Genomic DNA, 19878 nt, shown 5'->3' with positions numbered 1-19878 from the left:
GCGAGGGGGTGGCGACATACGGGAGAGTACGGCGACACGGGGGCGGGGCGGACACCCACCGCGCGGGCCCGCGCTCACGTACGGGGCGGCCCCGTCCGGTCCTCCCGCGCCGCCGCGATCGCCCGTTCCAGCCCCGCGAGCCGGTCCGCGAGGCGGTCGGCGAGGAGCGCCACCGCGCGGCCCACCGGGTCGTCTCCCGTCCCCGCGAGCGCGCTCGTCCTGCGTTCCGCCTCGCACAGCGCCTCCCATCGGGACTTTTCCTTCGGCGTCGGATTCCCGCGCAGGTGAGCCAGTTTGAGGAGTGCCGCCTCCGCCTCCGGGCCCAGGGTCTGGGCCTCCGCGCGGTAGTGGTCGGTGACGAGGGCGTCGAGTTCCGCGGGCGTCATGCCGGCGGTGACGCGGGCGGCGATCTTGTTCATGTCGCGGTAGGAGCCCTGGAGTTGGAAGCGGGGTTCGGTGCGGGCCGCTCCCGTACGGGCCGCGGAGGCGATGTAGGCGGCGTTGACCCGCAGGAGCGTCGTACGGGCGCGGACGAGGTGGGTCAACACCGCGCGGATCTGGGCCCGTTCGGCCGGGCCGTAGGCGTGTTCCGTCGCCGTGTCCGCGAGCAGGGCGGGGATGTCGGCGGGCGCGCGCGAGGCGAGCGGGGCGAGGGAGGGGTGGGCGGTGAGCGCGTTCTCCAGGAAGCTGAGCGCGAAGGCGTCCTCCTTGCCGCGCAGGACGTCGCCGAGGTTCCACACGTCCGCGCGGCTCGCGAGCATGTCGGGGACGTGGAAGGAATCGCCGGACTCCGTGTACGGGTTGCCGGTCATGACGACGGCGAAGCGCTTGCCGCGCAGGTCGTGCCCGTCGAGCGTACGGCTCGTGTCGCACAGCGGGATGAAGTGCTGGAGCAGGCGCGGCGAGAGGTGCTGGATGTCGTCGATGTGGAGCAGCACGTTGTTGCCCGCGGTGAGCGCGAAGCGGAGCTTCTCCAGTTCGCGGCGGGCGCCCTCGTCGGGGGCGCGGTCCGGGTCGAGCGAGGTGGTCGCGCCGCCGAGGGCGGGGCCGTCGACGCGGACGTGGAGCAGGCCGAGGCGCGCGGCGACCCAGCCGGTGAGGGTCGTCTTGCCGTAGCCCGGCGGCGAGAGGAGCAGGAGCAGGCCGCCGCGGTCCGTGCGGCGGTCCGCGCCCGCGGTGCCGAGTTGCTTGGCGAGGTTGTCGCCGACGAGCGGCAGGTACACCTCGTCGACGAGCCGTCCCCGGACGAACGAGCCCGCCACGCGCGGTACGTAGCCGTCGAGGCCGAGTTCGGCGCGGGCCTGCGCGAGGTAGCGGGTGCGGTGGCGCTGGTAGGCGCGGAAGGCGGGGGCCGTGGTGGTGCGGAAGGCGCGGGTGCGGGGAAGGAACTCGTCGATGCGGAGCCGGAGTTCGCGGCCTCCGGCGGCGCCGGGGGTCAGGCGGGGGTGGGTGCCGAGGAGGCCGGTCACGGTGGTGGACTGACGGGCGGCTTCGGGGGCGGTCGGAGCGGGGGCTTCGGGGGCGGTCGGGGCGAGGGCTTGCGGGGCGGTCGGAGCGGGGGCTTCCGCGGCGGTCGGGGCGAGCGCTTGCGGGGCGCACAGTTCGAGGGCCACCGCCTCGGCGAGGTCGCCGTCCGTCTCGGGGCCCGCCTCGCGGTCCGTCCCGCCGCGCACGTACGCCTCCAGCCACCCGCGCACGAGCGCGGCCGCGCCCTCCGGGTCGTCCGCCGCGAGGAGTTCGCGCGCCTCCTCGGTGTACGGGACCGCGCCGACGTGCGCGCGGAAGCCCGCCAGCAGGGCACGCGCGCCCGGGCCTGCCACGAACTCCACGTCTCCCGTGGCGAGTTGCTCGACCAGGTAGGCGGCGGCCTCCTCGCTCAGGCCGTCTCCCCAGACGCCGCTCCCCGCCTGCGCGTTGAGGCGGGTGCGAAGTGCCGTGAGGGCGCCGGGTTCGACGCCGAAGGTGTCGCGGGCGCTGGTCAGGGACACGCAGGTGCGGGCGAGCGCGGCCGGGTCCTCGGGGCCGAACGTCCAGTAGAGGCGGGCGGCGGCGCGGTCGGCGGCCGGGTAGCGCAAGAGGCCTGCGGAGGCGGCGAGTTCGACGAGGGCTTCGAGGACGAGGGCGGCGTCGTGGTCGTGCACGCCGGGTTCGTAACCCTCGTCGTACGCGGTGGCGGCCTCGTCGCGTACGAGTGCGGCGCGCTCCTCGGCGGTACGTGCGGCGAGTGCCGGGGCGCCGTGTGCGGCGAACAGGCGCGCGGCGAGGTGTTCGGCACGGTAGACGTCGGCGTTCTCGCTCGGCAACTCCTGTGACCAGAAGCCCGGTTGTGCGGTGAGGGCGGGATCCGTGACGGGGGTGCGGTGGTCGGTTCCGGTGAGGGCGAGGGCGAGGCCGTCGCCCTCGGGGGCGGGGACGAGGGTCAGGACGGGGGCCTCGCGGGTGACGGCGAAGCGGTGGCGGCCGAGGCGGACCGTCGCGCCGCCGTCCTCGTACAGGTCGTCGCGGTCCCGCAGGGCGCGGCGCGCCTCCTCCTGGACGGCGGCGAGCCCGGCCTCCAGCTCGTCGGCGCGTACGGAGTCGCCGAGTTCACGCAGGCTCCGCACGACGTCCCGCACCTTGAGGGGCATCGGGTCCGAGGCGAAGTACGCGGCGAGGGCGGCCGGTTCGCGGGCGGTCGTGGCACGGCGGGCGACGGTGGCGAGCAGGGCGCGGGCCGAGTCGGCGAGGCGTTCGGCGCGGCGGGCGCGGGCGTCGCGCAGGCTCTGGCCGCGACCGGCGAAGGCGTCGCTCACCTCGGCGCGCTTCTCGGTGAGCGCGGCGAGGAAGGCGTCGTGCCCGGCGAACCGGGCCTCAAGGCCTTCGAGGCGTGCGAGCAGCGCGGTGAGTCCGCTCTCGCAGTCCTCCGGGGTGCTCGCCGCGGCGAGCGCGCCCGTCACGGCTTGCCCGAAGAGAGCGAACTCCGCCGCGAAGGCGTCCTGTTGCTCCGCCTCGCCCAGTTCCCCGGCGCGTCCGGCGGCGAGTGCGCGGGCGCGGTTGAGGCCGCCGAGGAGGCCGGTCACGCGGTGCAGGACGCGGGTGCGGGCGGTGGCCTCGGTGCCTTCGAGGGAGGCGAGGGTCTCGGTGAGGCTACGGAGTCCGGCGGCGAGGTCGTCGATCCGGGCGATCAACTCCGTTGCCGCAGACGCCTGTTCGAGGGCGCGCGCTTCGGCCTCGTAGGCGGCGAGCTGTTCCTCCTGGGCCGTGAAGGCCGCCGTGTCCTCCAGGGCGGCGAGGGCGCGGCGGGCGGTCGTGTCGAGTCCCTGCCCGGTCTCGGCGGCGAGCGCGTCGACGGCCGCCGTGTCCACGTGGCGCAGCCCGGCGAGCGCGAGGACAGCGCCTTGCGCCCGGCGCAGCTCCGTGAGGCGCTCGACCCACGTGAAGACGCCCGACGCCGGCTCGCCCGCGACGCGGCGCAGCAGGCCCCGTACCTCCTCGGCGGCGCGCGCGACCTCGGCGGCCGACTCGGCGGCGAGCGCCCGCACGCTCGCGTACGACTCCAGCGTCCGCCGCGCCGCCTCCCGCACCTCGCGCAGCGGGGTCCGCAGATCGACGGGCAGATCTTCGGCCGCGAGCCAGGGGTGGCGATCGAGTGCGCGGTCGCAGGCGGTGAGGAGGGCGCGGTGGGCAGGCTCGGTGGTGGGTTCGGAGGGGGGCGCGGCGGAGGGATCGGTGACGGCCTCGGTGGCGGCCTCGGCGGGGCCGCCGGGTTCGGGGGCCGCGGCTTCGGCCCCCGTGCCGTCTTCGGCACCGGGCCCCGCGTGGCCTGGCGACGCGTCCCCTGGCGTCGCGTCCCCCGTCGCCGCGTTTCCTGGCCCCGCGCCTTCCTCCCCCGTGTCCCTCTCCCCCGCGTCCCCCACCGCCGCCCGCGCGAGCCGTACCGCGTCCAGGCAGTCCGCGATGCCGCGTACGAGCGCCGCCGCGCCGATGCGGGCCAGGGGTCCGGCCGTGCGCGCCGCGCGCGGCCGGGCCGCGAACGGCGTGCGCCAGGCGCGGACCGCGTGCGCGGTCGTGGCCTCGGCGCCCGGCGCTTCGAGCGCGTACAGCGTGCCGTCGTCGAGGAGGGCGTGGCCGTGGGTCGTGAGCGGCGTCGCGACCTCCTTGCGGACCCTGTGGTACGGCAGGAGGAGGGCGGGGCCGCCCTCCGTCGCCCGGAAGACGTAGAGGACCTGCTCGCCGTCCGGTGAGGCGACCTCCTGCTCGAAGCGGGGTCCCGCCTCCTCGCGCCCGGTGAGGTCGAAGCGGCGCACCTCGCCCGTCGCGAGCACGTACCCGCCGGGGTAGACGAGCCCCTCGCCGCCGGGGAGCCGCCGGAACGAGCGGCCCAGCGCGTCGAGTCTGGTCACGCGGCGGGTGAGCGGGTGGAAGACGAAGTAGCGGGGCTCCTCCTTGTACGGGCGCACGCGGAGCAGTACGAGCGCCCCGGCCTGCGCGTGCGCGAACTCGGCGTCGCCCAGGGACTGGAACGGCTCGTCGACAGGCTCCTCGTGGAGGACGTCCTTGGTCTCGGTGTCGTTCTCCGTCTTGATGCTGAGGCGCCCGCCCACGGTCGAGACGTAGAGCGCGCCACCCGCGAGGCGGACGTGCGGGTGGCGCCCCGGGACGTGGTCCGCGCGGTCCGCCTCGTGCCAGGAGGTGTCGTACCGCCCCGCCGCCGCGTGCTCGCGCTCGCCCGCGGCGTCGAGGAAGCGGTACGTGCCGTCGCCCGTGTCCTCCCAGCGGAGGACCTTGAGGTCGTCCTCGCGCTCGCCCGTGCGGAACGCGGCGAGGAGCCTGCCGGGGACCCGGCGCAGTCGGACGAGCGCGGCGCGCCGGAAGTAGCGGTGCAGCGCGGCGAACTCCCGCCGGAACGCCGGGTCGTCGAGCAGTCCGGGCACGGCGTCCTCGGCGAGCGGGCGCAGCTTGCCGTCGTACAGGCGCAGGACGTCGCCGACCTCGGGCTCCCCGCGTACGGTCCCGGGGCCCGGCACCTGCCCGAGGAGCAGCGTGCCGGGGGCGACCGCGAGCAGGTCGCCGGGGTGCGCGGGGCGGGGGACAACGATCTCGCCGTGCCTGTCCGGGACGACGTCCGTACCGCCGAACGCCTCGCGGCGGGCGGCGTCGAGCGCGGCGAGCCGGGTGGCGAGGACGTCGGTGCGCTCGCGGAGGCGGGAGTGGTCGGCGACGAGGCTCACTCGGCGCTCCCGGGGGTGGGGGCGCCGTTGAGGGAGGGGGCCTGCGCGGGGACGGGGGTCGCGGGCGCGGCGTGGGCGGGCGCGGCAGGCGCGGGGGTCGCGCCCGTACCCGTACCGCCCTTACCCGTACCGCCCATCCCCGTATTGCCCGCGCCGCCGAGCAGTCCCGCGAGCGGCAGGTCCGCCAGGCCCAGGCTCCGTGCCGTCGCCGTCAGTTCGGCCAGTCGCGGGTCGCCACCGGCCGCCATGAGCTTGGTGAGCAGCGCCGAGACGGTCAGGTTCTTGATGTCGCCCGTCGAGACCGAGCCGAGGACGCGGGTCAGGTCCTCGGTGAAGGAGGCGGAGCCGTCGAGCCACGGGCCCGCGAGCGTACGGGCCGTCTCCGAGCCCTGCACGAAACCGTCGAGACCCTTGCCGAGTGAGACCGAGCGCACGAGCCGGTCGAAGAACACGTCCTCGCCGCCGACGATGCTGACGTTCGCGTGCTCCAGCCCCGTCGCGAGGACCGTGGCCTGCGACTCGGCGACGTGCCGCTGCGCCTCCAGGCCCGCGAGACGGATGTCCTTCTCCGCCTCCAGGCGGAGCCGGTACTCCTCGTGGCCGCGCGAGGCCTCGTCGAGCGCCGCCATCGCCGCCGCCTTGTCGGTGAGCCCCGCCGCCTCCGCCTTGAGCTTCTTCTCGACGGCCGCGGCCTCCGCGCTCGCCTTCTCCTGCGCGCCCGCGGCCTCCGCGAGTGCCTTCTCGCGCGTGCCCTCGGCCTCCGCGAGCGCGAGTTCACGCGCCCCGGCCGCCTCGGCGAGCGCGAGTTCGCGGGCGCCCGCCGCCTCGGCGCGCAGTCGCGCCTCCGTCGCGCGGGCCTCGGCGAGCCCGGTCTTCTCGGTGACGGCCGCCTCCTGCTCCCGTACGCGCACGGCGGCGAGACCTTCGGCCGCCGCCTCCGCCTGCACGCCCTCCGCGAGCCGCACCTTGGCCTGCGCGTCGAGCGAGGCCGCCTTGTCGCGCGCCTCCGCGAGCGTGAGCTGCTCGGCCGCACGGTGCACGGCGGCCTGCTCCGCCGCCTCGGCGGCCTTGATGTCCTTGACGAGCTGTTCCTGCGCCTCCGCCTCGGCCGCGATGACCGCCGACTGCCGCAGCCGCTCGGCCTCCTCGACCGCGCGCAGCCGCTTGATCGCCTCCTCCTGCTCGGCGACGGTACGGTCCACGGCGACGCGCTCGCGGATGACCTCGGCGATCGCGCGGCGCTCGCCCTCGACCTCCTTCTCGGCGGCGATCCGGGTCAGCTCGGTCTCGCGGTCGCGGCCGATGACCTCCAGGAGGCGGTCCTTCTCGATGCGCTCGTTCTCGATCGCGATGACCCGCTCGCGGTTCTTCTGCGCCACGGCGATCTCGCGTGCCTGGTTCTCGCGCTGGACGCCGAGTTGCTCCTCCGTGCGCAGGAACGCGGCCTGTGCGCGCAGTCGTTCCTCCTCGACGACCCGCGCCGTCTCGGCGTCCTCGCGCGCCCGTACCGTCTCGATCTCGCGCTTCTGCTTGCTCTCCGCCTCGGACTGGCGGCGCTCCAGCTCCAGGATCGCCTCGCGCGCGTCGACGTTCTGGCGCGTGATCTCCTTCTCCTCCGTGCGCTGGAACTCGTTGGTGCGCACGTGCTCGACGGCCGTCAGCTCGGTGATCTTGCGGATGCCCTGCGCGTCGAGGACGTTCGCGGGGTCGAGCTGGGCGAGCGGGGTCTGCTCCAGGTAGTCGATCGCCGCGTCCTCCAGGCTGTAGCCGTTGAGGTCGGTGCCGATGACCTGGATGATCCGGTCCCGCAGCTCCTCGCGCATCGTGTAGAGGTCGGTGAAGTCGAGCTGCTTGCCGACCGTCTTGAGCGCCTCGGAGAACTTGGCGTTGAACAGCTCCTGGAGCGTGCCGCGGTCGCTGGCGCGCGCGGTGCCGATCGCCTGGGCGACCTTGATGACGTCCTCGACGGTCTTGTTGACCCGGACGAAGAACGAGATGCGAATGTCCGCGCGGATGTTGTCGCGGCAAATCAGGCCGTCCGCGCCGGTGCGGGATATCTCGATGGTCTTCACCGAGATGTCCATGACCTCGGCCTTGTGGAACACCGGCAGCACGACCTGCCCGGTGAACGTGACGCTGACCTTGCGGTACTTGGAGACGATGAGCGCCCGCCCCTGCTCGACCTTCCGGAAGAGCTTGCTGACGAGCAGCAGCCCGCCGGCGATCAGCAGGAGCAGGACGACGGCCGGAATACCGACCCCCAGGAGCAGATTCACGAGTGACCCCCCGGTCAGGAACGAATCGATGCGTATGCGGAGGAATGGGGTGCGGGGTGGCACGACGGTACGCACTCGGGTGCGGTGGTACGGGGCAGGAACCCCCTTGCGGTCCTGTGTGCGTACGTGCCCGGGCGGACGCTGCTATACGTACGTGCCCGGGCGGGCCCCGCGCCGTACGGGACGGCGTGGCGTGCGCCGTACGGGACGGCTTGGCGTGCGGCGTCAGCGGCCCGGTTCAGGAGGGGCGGGGTCGAGGCCGGGGTCGAAGGGCGTGACCCAGAAGAACCCCTGGTCCTCCTCGTAGGCGTAGAGCAGCCCGGTGCTTCCGAGCGCCAACTCCTCGCCCTCGTACTGCCGTACCTGCACCAGTGCGGTCGATCCGTCCGTCGCGCGGACCTCGGCCTGCCCGAAGCGGACATCGACCCAGCCGGTGCGGATGACACACAGCGCGCCCACGAACGACCGCAGCGAGGGCCCCTCGTCCCCCGCGAAACGCGCCCACGGCCTCCGACCCCCCACAGGCACCCACCCCCGTTCCCACGACCCTGGCGCTGGGCCGCTCCCCCGATCCTGCCCTCCTCCACGCTCCGGGCGCACTGCACGGTTCCGGCAATGTTCGGCGGGAGATCGGTGCCGGGGTGGGCGCGAGGCGGGTGGATGTTTCACGTGAAACATCCGGTACGGCAGGGAGGTCTTGTTTCACGTGAAACATCCGGTACGGACGAGGAGCGATGTTTCACGTGAAACATCCCCCGTCACGGCGGACGTTCGGACGCGCGACTCCCGTGCGGCGCGCTGCTTGACCGCGACCCACGGCAGGAGTTGACTGCTCGACGCAGGCGATGAATCCCGCCCGGGCCCTCAGGAGGTAGGACACTCCCTCACGGCCCGAACCGCCCTCCCGGGCTGATGGCTTCTGACACGCAGTTGTCGGATTGCCGTGCCCCGAGGAGCGCCGAATGCGGACCGCCAGCACCCCTTGCCGAGGTCCCCCGGAGCGCGTGCTCGCATCTCCGTCCACGCGTGACCTCCGAAGGGGACCTTCCATGCACTGTTACGAATGCGATGCCGCCGGCCACGACGCGACCCCCGCCGTCGCCGTGTGCCGGCAGTGCGGGGCCGCGCTGTGCTCCGCCCATGCCCGGATCGGTACGACGCTGCTGCGGCGGGCGGGCGGGACCGGTGGCGTCGTACGGGCGGTGAGCGCCCGCCGGATCACCTGCGGGACGTGTCGGGCGGCGGAGAACTCCTGAACCGCCCCCCGGCCCCTCGCCCCTCGCCTCCCCCCACCCCCCTCAACCCCCATCCGGCCTCCCCAGCTCGCCGTGGCCCGCGCGCCGCGGTGGGCCGGGGCGGCCGCCCCTCGACGCAAGGAACCCGCATGAGCTTCACCGTCGCCTCCCTCGACGCCATCGAGATCCTCGACTCCCGCAGCCGTCCCACGCTCCAGGTCACCATCGGTCTCGGCGACGGCACACGCGCCGTCGCGGGGGTGCCCGCCGGGGCGTCGACCGGGACGCGGGAGGCCGTCGAACTGCGCGACGGCGATCCGGAGCGCTACGCCGGGCAGGGCGTGCTCCGGGCCGCCGCGCACGTCCGCGAGGACCTCGCCCGGCTGCTCGGCTCGCGCGCCTGGCACTCGCTCGCCGACGCCGACCGGGCGATGGAGGCGCTCGACGGCACGGGCAGCACGTCACGGCTCGGCGCCAACGCGGTCGTCGGCGTCTCGCTCGCGCTGGCCCGCGCGCTCGCCGCCTCGGCGGGCGCGGAGCCGTACACCCACCTCGCCCCCGAGGGCGTCACCCCGCGCCTGCCCGTGCCGCACTTCAACGTCCTCAACGGCGGCGTCCACGCGCCCAACCCGCTCGACTTCCAGGAGTTCATGATCGCCCCGCTCGGCGCGCCCTCGCTCGTCGAGGCGGTCCGCGCGGGCGCGGAGGTCTACGCGGCGCTCAAGCGGCTGCTCCACGCGCGGGGGTACGGCACGGGGCTCGGTGACGAGGGCGGTTTCGCGCCCGACCTCGTCCAGCCCGAGGACGCGCTGCGGCTCCTCGTCCAGGCGATCGGCGACGCCGGGTACACAGCCGGGCGCGAGGGCGTCGCGCTCGCGCTCGACCCGGCGTCGAGCGAGTTCCGGCAGGGGGACGGCACCTACCGCGTGGCCGGGGAGTCGCTCAGCAGCTCCGACATGATCACGCGGTACGAGGCGATCGTCGCGGACTTCCCCGTCTGGTCCCTGGAGGACGGGCTCGCCGAGGACGACACGGAGGGCTGGCAGGAGCTGACCCGCCGTCTCGGCTCCCGCGTACAGCTCGTCGGTGACGACAACTTCGTCACCAACCCCGCGCTCATCTCGGAGGCGATCGCGGCGGGGATCGCCAACGCCGCGCTCATCAAGGTCAACCAGATCGGGACGGTGACGCAGGCCCTGGAGGCGATGCGGCTGTGCCGCGAGAACGGGTACGCGGCGCAGATCTCGCACCGCTCCGGGGAGACCCCCGACCCCTTCATCGCCGATCTCGCGGTCGCGACGGGCTGCGGGCAGATGAAATCCGGCGCCCCGGCGCGCGGGGAACGGGTCGCCAAGTACAACCGCCTCCTGGAGATCGCGCACGCACGGCCGGAGCTGGCGTACGGGCCGGCGCGGGGGTGGGAGGGGTAGAGGTCAGGCGGCTGACCCTTGTACGGGGGCGGGGGTGGGCGGCCTTTGAACGGGGGCGAGGTGGGCGTGCGGACGGGCCGGTGTGGGCGTGCGCGCCGAGCCGCCTCGTACCCGTACCCGCGCCTCCCCCTCCCCCGCCCCCGGCCTCCTCAGGCCGCCGGTCCTGCGGCCGCCGAGCGTTGCGCCGCCGGGCGCCTGCGGAGCGTGGGATCGGTGAGGGCCGGGGGCTGGAAGACCATGTCCATGCGGCCGATGTCCGTCCCCGGCGGGACGATCGCGTCGATCTCGTCGAGCACGTCGTCGCTCAGCGCGATGTCGGCGCCCGCGAGGAGGTCGTCCAGGTGCGCCTTCGTACGGGGGCCGATGATCGCCGAGGTCACGCCCGGGTGGGCGAGGACGAAGGCCATCGCCAGGTGTGTGAGCGAGATGCCGGTCTTCTCGGCGAGCGCGATGAGCCGCTCCACGGCGTCCATGCGCCGCTCGTCGCCGAAGTACGAGAACATCTCGCCGCGCCGCCCGTCCGATGCCTGTCCCTTGCGGTAGCGCCCGGTGAGCTGGCCGCCCGCGAGGGGGCTGAAGACGAGCGCCCCCATGCCGTACTCCTCGACGACCGGCAGGACCTCGCTCTCGATGCCCCGGTCGAGGATCGAGTAGTTGGGCTGCTCGGTACGGAAGCGCTGGAGGCCGCGCCGCTCGGCGACCCACTGCGCCTCGACGAGGTAGGAGGCCGGGAACGACGAGGTGCCGATCGCGCGCACCTTGCCGGCGTGCACGAGGTCGGTGAGCGCCGAGAGCGTCTCCTCGATGTCGGTGTCCGGGTCCGGGCGGTGGATCTGGAAGAGGTCCACGTGGTCGGTGCCCAGCCGGCGCAGCGAGTCCTCCAGGGCACGCGTCAGCCAGCGCCGCGAGTTCCCCCGCATGTTCGGGTCCTCCCCCATGGGCAGGTGCGCCTTCGTGGCGAGCACGACGCCGTCCCTGCGGCCCTGGAGCGCCTTGCCGACGATCTCCTCCGTCTCGCCCTGCGCGTAGAAGTCGGCGGTGTCGACGAAGTTGATCCCGGCGTCCAGCGCCTGGTGGATGATCCGCACGGAGTCCTCGTGGTCCGTGTTCCCGTGCGCCCCGAACATCATCGTGCCGAGGGCGTAGGGGCTGACCTTCATTCCTGTCCGGCCAAGGGGTCGGTAGTGCATGGGAAGCTCCTGACAGAAAACGGAACAACGTTCAGTCCGACGATACGGAGCGGCGTTCCGGATTGCAAGCGGTGGGCGTCCGGGCGGGTCACGGGGTGTCGCGACGGTGGGACCACGGCCGCCTGGCAGCATCCGAGGACCCTGTGGAGAGGCACCCTCATGCCCGACGGCCCACGCCCGCACTGGCTCTTCGGCGACCAGCTCGGGCCCCACTTCCTCGACCCCCGCCACGACGGGCCCGACGCACGGGCGCCCGTCGTCATGATCGAGGCGCGGGGTGTGCTGCGCCGCCGCGTCTTCCACCGCGCGAAGGCCCACCTCGTGCTCTCGGCGATGCGGCACCGCGCCCGCGAACTGGGTGACCGCGTCACGTACGTACGCGCCGAGACCTACAGCGAGGGGCTCCGGCAGGCCTTCGGGAAACAGCGGCCACCGCTCACCGTCTGCCACCCCACCTCGCGGCGCGCGCTCGGTCTCGTCCATCGCCTGGGGGACGTGGAGGTCCTCCCCGCGAAGGGCTTTCTCGTACCTCAGACGGATTTCACCCAATGGGCGGGGGAACGGCCGCATTTGCGGCTTGAGGACTTCTATCGCTGGGTACGTCAGCGGCATGACCTGCTCATGGACGGCGAGCGGCCCGCCGGTGGCCGCTGGAACCTCGACCACGACAACCGCGAGCCCCCGCCGCGCGACACCGAGCGGCTCGACGTACCCGCGCCCTGGCACCCGCGCGAGGACGATATCGACGAGGAGGTGCGGCACGACCTGGACCGCTGGGAGCGCGCGGGCGAGATCTCCTTCGTCGGCCACGACGGACCGCGCCTCTTCCCCGCGACCCGCCGCGAGGCCCGCGCCGCGCTGCGCCGCTTCGTCACGCATCGCCTCGCCGGCTTCGGCCCGTACGAGGACGCGATGCTCGCCGCCGACCCGGTGCTCAGCCACAGCCTGCTCTCCGCGCCCCTCAACCTCGGGCTGCTCGATCCCGCGGAGTGCGCCGAGCTGGCGGAGCGCGCCTACCGCGAGGACGAGGCGCCGCTCAACTCCGTCGAGGGCTTCGTGCGGCAGGTCGCGGGCTGGCGCGAATACGTGTGGCAGCTCTACTGGCACTTCGGCGAGGAGTACCGCGGGCTCAACGCGCTGCGGCACACCGCCCCGCTCCCCGACTGGTTCCTCTCGCTCGACGCGGGGGCCGTGACCGCCAACTGCCTTTCCACCGTCCTCGCGCAGGTCCGTGACACGGGCTGGACGCACCACATCCCGCGCCTCATGATCCTCGGCAGCCGCGCCCTCCAGGACGGCTGGGACCCGGCGGCCGTCACCGACTGGTTCCACCGCTGCTTCGTGGACGGCTACGACTGGGTCATGCTGCCGAACGTCCTCGGCATGTCGCAGTACGCGGACGGGGGCCGCATGACGACGAAGCCCTACACCTCGGGCGGCGCCTACGTGCACCGCATGAGCGACCTGTGCGGCCCCTGCGCCTACCGGCCCACCGAGCGCACCGGCCCGCACGCCTGCCCGTACACCGCCGGGTACTGGGCTTTTCTCGACCGCCACCGCGACCGCTTGGAGCACAACTACCGCACAGCAAGGGCGGTGAAGGGGCTGGACCGGCTGGGAGACCTGGAGGAGGTACGGGAGGGGGTGGCGGAGCGGGGGGACACGGCGCCGTGACCGGGGCGGGCGGCTAGAACGCGTAACGGACGCGGAGCCAGGGGGCGCGCTCGGCGATCAGGCTCGTCAGCCGTTCCAGGGCGCGTGCCTTGATCCCGTAGGCGTACCGCACGTTCTCCGCACCGTTCTGCGAGCGCTTGGCCTCCTGCGCCTCCGGCTGCCACAGGACCTCCTCGGCACGGGGATGCCAGCCGAGATTCACCTCGTGCAGCGCCTTGTTGTGCGTGAGCATGATGACCTCGGCCGCCGCCTGCTCCTTCACGGCGCGCGGCAGCACGTCGTCCAGGTGCGTCAGCAGCTCGGACCAGTCGCGCTGCCAGCCGGGGCGCAGCACGACGGGAGACAGGTTGAAGTGCACTTCGTACCCGGCGTCGAGGAAGTCGCCCGCCGCCGCGAGGCGCTCGGCGACGGGGCTCGTGCGCAGATCGAGGAGGCGTGAATCCGCGGGCGGCATGAGCGAGAAGCGGATGCGGGTGCGGCCACGGGGCTCGTAGCCGAGCAGATCGGGGTTGACGAATTTGGTCGCGAAGGAGGCTTTGACGTGCGGAAGTTCACGGAAGGCGGCGACGAGTTCGGCCGTGCTGTCGCACAGCAGCGCGTCCACCGAGCAGTCACCGTTCTCACCGATGTCGTAGACCCAGGCACGGGGATCGCACTGGTTCGGCTCGCGCTTGGGGCCGAGGCGGCGCACGTGGCGGGCGACGGCTCCCGCGATCGCGTCGGTGTTGGTGAAGAGGGTGACGGGGTTGGCGTATCCCTTGCGGCGCGGCACGTAGCAGTACGCGCAGGCCATGGCGCAGCCGTTCGAGGCACCCGGAGCGATCCAGTCGGCGGAGCGGCCGTTGGGGCGGACGGCGAGGCTCTGCCGTACGCCGAGCACGAGCACCTCGGTCTTGATCCGCGTCCAGCGGGCCACGTTCGTCTCCTCGCCGTGCAGGGCGGGGATGCGCCAGTGACTCGCCACCTCGGTCACCGGGACGCCGGGCAGCGCGGCGAGGATCCGCCGCCCACGCGGCGAATCGCGCGCCTCGGGCTCGGCGTACACCTGACGGATGTCCGTCATGCGGCGGGCGCGGGCGCTCGCGCGGAAGGGGTGCGGCGGCATCGGGGCGCGGTCGCCGGGGCCCTCCTTCGCCTCGGCCAGGGCGAAGAGCGGCTCCTGCCCCTCGGCCGGCGGGAGGGCGGGCATGGCGGAGTGGGGTCCCTTCTCGGGTACGAAGCTGGTGGGCGTACTGCGGGGTGGGGGTGGGCGTACTGCGGGGTGGGGGGCGTCCTACGGGGGTGGGGGTGTGCGTACAGGGAAAGCCTGCCACGCGGGGGTGACGGTGGGGCGGCGGCGGGAGGACACGGGCAGGTTCCGGCCCGCCCCCTGTGACACGTCTCACGCCACTTCGACCGGTCCGGGCGGAATGCCGGACAGGCCCCCCGTCGCTGGCACCTGTGGCGGGGACCGCGCACCGGTCCTCGCTTCGGCGTGCGCGCGGGCAAGGACGCCCGGCGCGGCCACACCCGTCCCCTTTTCCACGTGGCCGTCCCCAGCCCCCTTTCCGGAGGTACCCCCGCCATGCCCTTGGCCCTGCTCGCGCTCGCCGTCGTCGCCTTCGGCATCGGCACGACGGAGTTCGTCTCGATGGGCCTGCTGCCGCAGATAGCCGACGGCGTCGGCGTCTCCGTGCCGCAGGCGGGCAATCTCGTCTCGGCGTACGCGCTCGGCGTCGTCATCGGCGCGCCGCTCCTCACCGGACTCGGTGCCCGCATCCCGCACAAGAAGCTGCTGCTCCTGCTGACCGGCCTCTTCGTGATCGGCAACACCGCCTCCGCCTTCGCGCCCGGCTTCGGCACGCTCTTCGCCGCGCGCGTCCTCGCGGGCCTGCCGCACGGCGCGCTCTTCGGCGTCGGCGCCGTCGTCGCCTCACGGCTCGTCGCGCCCGAACGGGCCGCGCGCGCGGTGTCGATGATGTTCCTCGGCCTGACCGTCGCGAACATCGTCGGCGTCCCCGCCGGTACGGCGCTCGGGCAGGCGCTCGGCTGGCGCGCCGCGTACCTCGCCGTCGCGGCGATCGGCCTCGTCGCGCTCGCCGCGCTCGGCAGGCTCGTACCGCACCAGCCACGTGGCGAGGGCGCGGGCATCGGCCGCGAACTGCGCGCGATGGGCAACCGCCACATCGCGATCATGCTCGCCACGGCGGTCGTCGGCTTCGGCGGCTGCTTCGCCGTCTACAGCTACCTCGTACCGATGCTCACCGAGGTCACGGGCATGGCCGAGTCGTCGACGACGTTCGTCCTCGCCTTGTACGGGGTCGGCATGACGCTCGGCACGCTCGTCGCCGGACCGCTCACCGACCGCGCCCCGCGCCCCACCCTCTACGGCGGTCTCATCATCCTGGCGATGACGCTCGCGGCCTTCTACTTCGCGATCCACGTGCTCGCGACGGCGCTCCTGTGCGTCCTGCTGATCGGCGCGGTGGGCTCGCTCATCACGACACCCGTGCAGATGCTCCTCATGGCCAAGGCCGAGGAGGCGCCGACGATGGCGGCGGCGTCGAACCACTCCGCCTTCAACCTCGCCAACGCGGGTGGCGCGTGGCTCGGCGGCCTGGTGATCTCGGCGGGCTGGGGCTGGACCGCGCCCGCGCTCGTCGGCACGGCCCTCGCGGTCGGCGGCCTCGCACTCGCACTCGTCGCGGGCCGCATGGACGGCGGCGTATCGCTGCGCGGGCGTACGAAGGTGGTGGCGAGCGGCCTCGCGACGGCGACACGCGAACCGGCGGAGGCGCGGGACTGAGGACGACGGTAGGGGGCGGCGGTAGGCAGTGGGGGGCGGCGGTACGCAGTGGGGCGATGGCACGCAGCGCGGGGCGGGTGGTACGCAGCGCGGGGCGGCGGCCGCGCGTCGCGCCCGTAGCGGAGCAGGCGCCGTATGGCGGGGGTGCCGTATGGCGGGGGTGCCGTGTGGCGGGCGCGCCGTGTGGCGGGCGCGCCGTGTGGCGGGCGCGCCGTGTGGCGGGCGCGCCGTGTGGCGGGCGCGCCGTGTGGCGGGCGCGCCGTGTGGCGGCGGTGCCGGGAAAGCGGCCGTTACGAACGGCCGTCCTTCCGTCGTTCCCACGCGCGTTCGGCGCGCTCGATGTACAGGAGATGGGTGCGCAGCCGGACGGTCGCGCGGGCGCTCGCGAAGAGGCCGACGCCGGTGACGGCGAGGGGGAAGCCGATGACGAGCGGGACGGTGGAACTCTGCCAGTCGCGTGCGGCGGCACAGTTCGCGCCCCGGGCGCCCTCGTAGCCATGGGGCCGGTAGAGGTCGTCCCCGTCGCGGTGGAAGGGCGCGGCGCATTCGACCTTGTTGTCGGTCGTGTACGGCGTGAAGGTGTGCCAGGCGGACCAGGCCCAGCAGAGCCCGGCGGCGATCAGAAGGACGATCCCCCAGAGGCGTCGTTTCTCGACGCCGGCACGGAAGCGCTGTTCGCTCTCCGCAGGATGCTCCGGCTCGACCAGCATTCGCACCCCCGTTGCCCCAACTCCCTTGTGCAGCAGGACTATAGGCGAACGTCCCCTACTTCCACAGGGCAGCGCGACGCAGCGACTGGGGGCAGTGCAGGAAGATCTCGTCGATCGCTATCTCGATGGCGAGGGCGGGGCGCAGCGCCTTGCCGGCCGCCGTCGCCGTCATCGCGTCGAAGTAGGGGGCCTCGCTCAGGACGCGGGCGCGGCCGTTGACGCGGAGGACCTCCTTGCCGCCCGGGATGAGGTAGAGGAGGCCGACGTGCGGGTTGCGCAGGATGTTGTGGAGGCTGTCGCCCCTGCGGTTGCCGGGGCGTTCGGGCAGGGCGATCGTCGAGGCGTCGACGACGTGCGTGAAGCCGGGGAGGTCGCCGCGCGGCGAGGCGTCGCAATTGCCGAACTCGTCCGAGGTGGACAGGACGCAGAAGGGGGCGCGGGCGAGGATGTCCAGGTCCTCGGGAGCGAGGCGGTCGTGGACCTTCTCGATCACGATGGGCCAGGGCTCGCCGAGCAGCGCGGACAACTCCTCGGGGCTGCGGATCTCGGAGGTGGACGCCTTGGAGGTGGACGCCTTGGAGTCGGGGGTCGCCTCGGTTGTGGGGGCCTCGGTGGAGGGGGCCTCGGTGGGTACGGGGGCCGGGGGCGCCGTGGGGGCGGTGTGGCCTTCGGGGGCAGTGAGCGTGGACATTAGGCATACCTTACTTTCTTCCGTACGTATGCCCGGCACCCGGCCCGGCGCCCGCCCCCGCGACGGCATGAGCGCGGGGGCGCGTGGGCACATGAACGCGTGACCGCATCAGCGCATGGCCGCATCAGCGGACAAGCGCACGGCGAAGGCGCGACGCACCGGCGAGGAGCTCTGCCCATGGCACTGTTCGGGAACGCCCACACCATCGACCCGGCGAAGGCCGCGCACGACTACGCGCGGCTGCTCGGCCCCGGCGAGCAGGTGCACGCCGCGTACCTGCTCATCCGCGACACGATCCTGTTGACGGACCGGCGGCTGCTGCTCATCGACAAGCAGGGCCTGACCGGCAAGAAGATCGAGTACCACTCGGTCCCGTACCGCAGCATCACGCACTTCGCCGTCGAGACGGCCGGGCACCTGGACCTGGACGCGGAGCTGAAGATCTGGCTCTCGGGCATGGACGCACCGCTCACGAAGACGTTCACGAAGGGCGTGGACATCTACGAGGTCCAGGCGATTCTGACGCAGTTCGTGACGCGTTGAAGTTATCCACAGGACGGTCGCCACTCTTGCGAGTGAGACGAATACGGGGTTTCCCAGAGTTATCCACAGATTGTGGTGGATGGTCGGGGGGCGGTTGCGGGTTGCGGAAGACTGGTATTGGGGTCGCCCCCCAGGGCGGGTGGGGGCTGTCCCGAGGTGAGCTGCGTGAGGCGGGATCGTGAGGGCGCGGGGACCTGCGGGGGTGGCCGGACGCCTGCGGCGGACAGAGCACCGACGCGCCCGCCGCCCTACCGCGCTACCGCCCCGCCGCCCTAACGCCCTACCGCCCGCTAGGCACACCCGCCCTCTGCAACGGCCCCCAACTCCCCCCGGCCCTCAGCCCTCAGCCGTCAAGCCCCCGCCCTCACCCCCCTCCCCCCTCCCCCCTCCCCCCTCCCCCCCTCACCCAATCCGATACCGATCCCCATAAACCGCCCACTCCAGCGGCGGTTCCAGCCCCAAATTCCCCTCTCGCAGGAACACCCGCTGCGCCGTGTCGACACGGCTCGTGTCGGAGTGGGCCTCCTCCTGCTGCATCGCCCAGACCCGCGCGTCGAGGAAGGCGTTCAGCCACGCCGTCTCGTCGCCGCCCTCGGCCGGCGGCTTCGCCTCGCGCAGGGCGCGGGCGCGGATGCCGCCGAAGCTCGTGTCGCCGTCTCCGGGCCCGTGCATCACGATCGCGTCGTAGTAGATGAACTGGCCGAGCGTGCCGACCTCGTCCCCCTTGCCCCGCGCCACGGCCGGGTCGAAGTACACGCGGTCGCGCTCGTCGTTCTGCGCCCGTTGGAAGGCCGGGTCCTCGGCGGCCTTGCGCCACGCCTGCTCGAAGGCCGAGCCGAGGCCCGCGTGCGAGTCGGTGCCGTTCACCTCGCGCAGGGCGGGGAGGTACGGGGCGAGTACGTTGCCCGGCGTCGTCCTCGCGTACAGCTCCACCAGGTCCAGCATGTCGCCGGTCCCCGAGCAGAAGCCGATGATCCCGGCCGTGTAGCCACGCCCGTCGCCGATGTCCTCGATGTAGCGGTACTGGTCCTTCCAGTCGAGCGAGGAGTTCTCCGCGCTGGAGACCAGCTGCATCGCGATCTCCTTCTTCACCGGGTCGTCGAGACCCGTCGCGGCCTCCGCACGGACCCCTTCCGCCCCTGCCCCGGCGCTCGCGCCGTGCTCCGGGGCGGGTGAGGCGAGGGCGTACGAGGCGGCCGGGACCGCCAGCGCGAGCGCCACGACGAACGGTGCGAGCCGCCGCAGCCGACGGGCGCGGGCGGAGCGGGAGTGGCCGGGGGGCGGGGTTGTGGTGCTCGGGGTGTGGGGGGTTTCGGGTTTCAACGCCCTTCCTCCATCGCAGAGTCGAGAGGTGCATGGACGTGCCGCAGACCGGGACCCCGGCCTGTTAGGAAGCTTTCCTAACAGACCGCCCGACATACGTACAGCCCTTCGACGTCACCCATTCGCACTACACCGGTACGCCCCGGCCACCAGCCACCGCCACCCTCAACCGGCCCCCGGTCGGCACCGCCCCCGCCACCCACCACCCGCCACAGACCCTCACCGCCCTCCTCCGCCCCGCCCGCCTCCGTCCGGACACAGCACCACCCGGGCACTCACGCGCCCGCGAACGCTGCCGGAACCTGGCAATGCGATCCGCCATCGGACCCGTGCATCATCAATCCATCGCACCGGCCCCACGGGGGACGGCCTCCCACGGGGGACTCGGGGGAGCACGGGGCCGCCGGGGCCGGTACGAGAACCCCTTGGGGGGGACCACGGGGGATCACAGGGGGACACGGGGAACCGGAGGAGCGGGGGGAGCCTTCGGGATCACGTGGAACACGGGGGGACAGGGGGAACACGGGGGGACACAGGGGATGCCGCCTGCGGTGCGCGGGCCGAGCGCGAAACCGCTCACGCCCATGCACCGAGGCGGCCGTCCACCCCCCACACCCCGAGGCGGCCGTCCACCCCCCACACCCCGAGGCGGCCGTCCACCCCCCACACCCCGAGGCGGCCGTCCGCCCCACGCCGACCAAGCCGCATCACGCCCACTCCGGGCGCCACCCCGCAGCCGCCAGGCCGCTCCGCAACCGCCACCGCACCCCGCACCCCGCAGCCCGCACCCCGCAGCCGCCAGGGGCGCGGC

General features: G+C 73.6%; 13 protein-coding genes and 1 riboswitch. Of the genes, 5 read left to right on the top strand and 8 right to left on the bottom strand.

Annotated features, from left to right (window positions below; genetic code table 11):
* Positions 1-74: 74 nt before the first annotated feature.
* The 3 genes from ACIP4O_RS01565 to ACIP4O_RS01555 all read right to left on the bottom strand — a co-directional run bounded on the left by ACIP4O_RS01565 (position 75) and on the right by ACIP4O_RS01555 (position 7945).
* The gene (locus ACIP4O_RS01565) at positions 75-5210 is read right to left on the bottom strand and encodes a DNA repair ATPase (protein WP_401570198.1); all 5136 of its coding nucleotides are present in this window, start codon (positions 5208-5210) and stop codon (positions 75-77) included.
* A complete protein-coding gene (locus tag ACIP4O_RS01560) occupies positions 5207-7486 on the bottom strand; it encodes a flotillin family protein (protein ID WP_401570195.1) in 2280 nt (759 codons plus the stop codon). The genes ACIP4O_RS01565 and ACIP4O_RS01560 overlap by 4 nt, the downstream gene beginning before the upstream one ends.
* A gap of 225 nt (positions 7487-7711) precedes the next feature.
* A complete protein-coding gene (locus ACIP4O_RS01555) occupies positions 7712-7945 on the bottom strand; it encodes a hypothetical protein (protein WP_401570192.1) in 234 nt (77 codons plus the stop codon).
* A gap of 373 nt (positions 7946-8318) precedes the next feature.
* Positions 8319-8415, top strand: a riboswitch (Fluoride riboswitch).
* A 120-nt stretch (positions 8416-8535) separates the two neighbouring features.
* On the opposite strand from ACIP4O_RS01555, the gene ACIP4O_RS01550 reads away from it, so the two are divergent.
* On the top strand, positions 8536-8742 hold the full coding sequence (locus tag ACIP4O_RS01550; RefSeq protein WP_361326586.1) for a DUF2180 family protein: 207 nt from the start codon (positions 8536-8538) through the stop codon (positions 8740-8742).
* Positions 8743-8870: 128 nt separating this feature from the next.
* Positions 8871-10151, top strand: coding sequence for a phosphopyruvate hydratase (eno, locus tag ACIP4O_RS01545; protein ID WP_401570189.1), 1281 nt, complete (start codon positions 8871-8873; stop codon positions 10149-10151).
* Positions 10152-10300: 149 nt separating this feature from the next.
* Here eno and ACIP4O_RS01540 read toward each other — a convergent pair whose 3' ends face one another.
* Positions 10301-11341: an aldo/keto reductase gene (locus ACIP4O_RS01540; RefSeq protein WP_401570186.1), complete on the bottom strand. Its 1041-nt coding sequence runs from the start codon at positions 11339-11341 to the stop codon at positions 10301-10303.
* 159 nt (positions 11342-11500) lie between these two features.
* Between ACIP4O_RS01540 and ACIP4O_RS01535 the strand changes: the two genes are divergently transcribed.
* Positions 11501-13015 (top strand): cryptochrome/photolyase family protein, encoded by a 1515-nt coding sequence (locus ACIP4O_RS01535; RefSeq protein ID WP_401570184.1) that lies wholly within the window; start codon positions 11501-11503, stop codon positions 13013-13015.
* A gap of 13 nt (positions 13016-13028) precedes the next feature.
* On the opposite strand, the gene ACIP4O_RS01530 is transcribed toward ACIP4O_RS01535, so the two are convergent.
* On the bottom strand, positions 13029-14204 hold the full coding sequence (locus tag ACIP4O_RS01530; RefSeq protein ID WP_401570182.1) for a spore photoproduct lyase family protein: 1176 nt from the start codon (positions 14202-14204) through the stop codon (positions 13029-13031).
* A 375-nt stretch (positions 14205-14579) separates the two neighbouring features.
* Between ACIP4O_RS01530 and ACIP4O_RS01525 the strand changes: the two genes are divergently transcribed.
* Positions 14580-15800: an MFS transporter gene (locus ACIP4O_RS01525; RefSeq protein ID WP_401570179.1), complete on the top strand. Its 1221-nt coding sequence runs from the start codon at positions 14580-14582 to the stop codon at positions 15798-15800.
* 290 nt (positions 15801-16090) lie between these two features.
* On the opposite strand, the gene ACIP4O_RS01520 is transcribed toward ACIP4O_RS01525, so the two are convergent.
* Together ACIP4O_RS01520 and ACIP4O_RS01515 are read right to left on the bottom strand one after the other, a co-directional pair.
* Positions 16091-16510: a hypothetical protein gene (locus tag ACIP4O_RS01520; RefSeq protein WP_401570176.1), complete on the bottom strand. Its 420-nt coding sequence runs from the start codon at positions 16508-16510 to the stop codon at positions 16091-16093.
* Between the two features lie 55 nt (positions 16511-16565).
* Positions 16566-17201 (bottom strand): MSMEG_1061 family FMN-dependent PPOX-type flavoprotein, encoded by a 636-nt coding sequence (locus ACIP4O_RS01515; RefSeq protein WP_401570174.1) that lies wholly within the window; start codon positions 17199-17201, stop codon positions 16566-16568.
* Positions 17202-17378: 177 nt separating this feature from the next.
* Between ACIP4O_RS01515 and ACIP4O_RS01510 the strand changes: the two genes are divergently transcribed.
* Positions 17379-17744, top strand: a complete 366-nt coding sequence (locus ACIP4O_RS01510) for a PH domain-containing protein (RefSeq protein WP_164287081.1) — start codon at positions 17379-17381, stop codon at positions 17742-17744.
* A gap of 402 nt (positions 17745-18146) precedes the next feature.
* Here ACIP4O_RS01510 and ACIP4O_RS01505 read toward each other — a convergent pair whose 3' ends face one another.
* Positions 18147-19067 (bottom strand): chitosanase, encoded by a 921-nt coding sequence (locus tag ACIP4O_RS01505; protein ID WP_401570169.1) that lies wholly within the window; start codon positions 19065-19067, stop codon positions 18147-18149.
* Between the last annotated feature and the right edge of the window lie 811 nt (positions 19068-19878).

The organism is Streptomyces sp. NPDC088923, assembly GCF_044749745.1.
In the GTDB taxonomy this organism is placed as follows: Bacteria; Actinomycetota; Actinomycetes; order Streptomycetales; family Streptomycetaceae; genus Streptomyces.
This window is presented reverse-complemented; position numbering and strand designations above follow the sequence as displayed.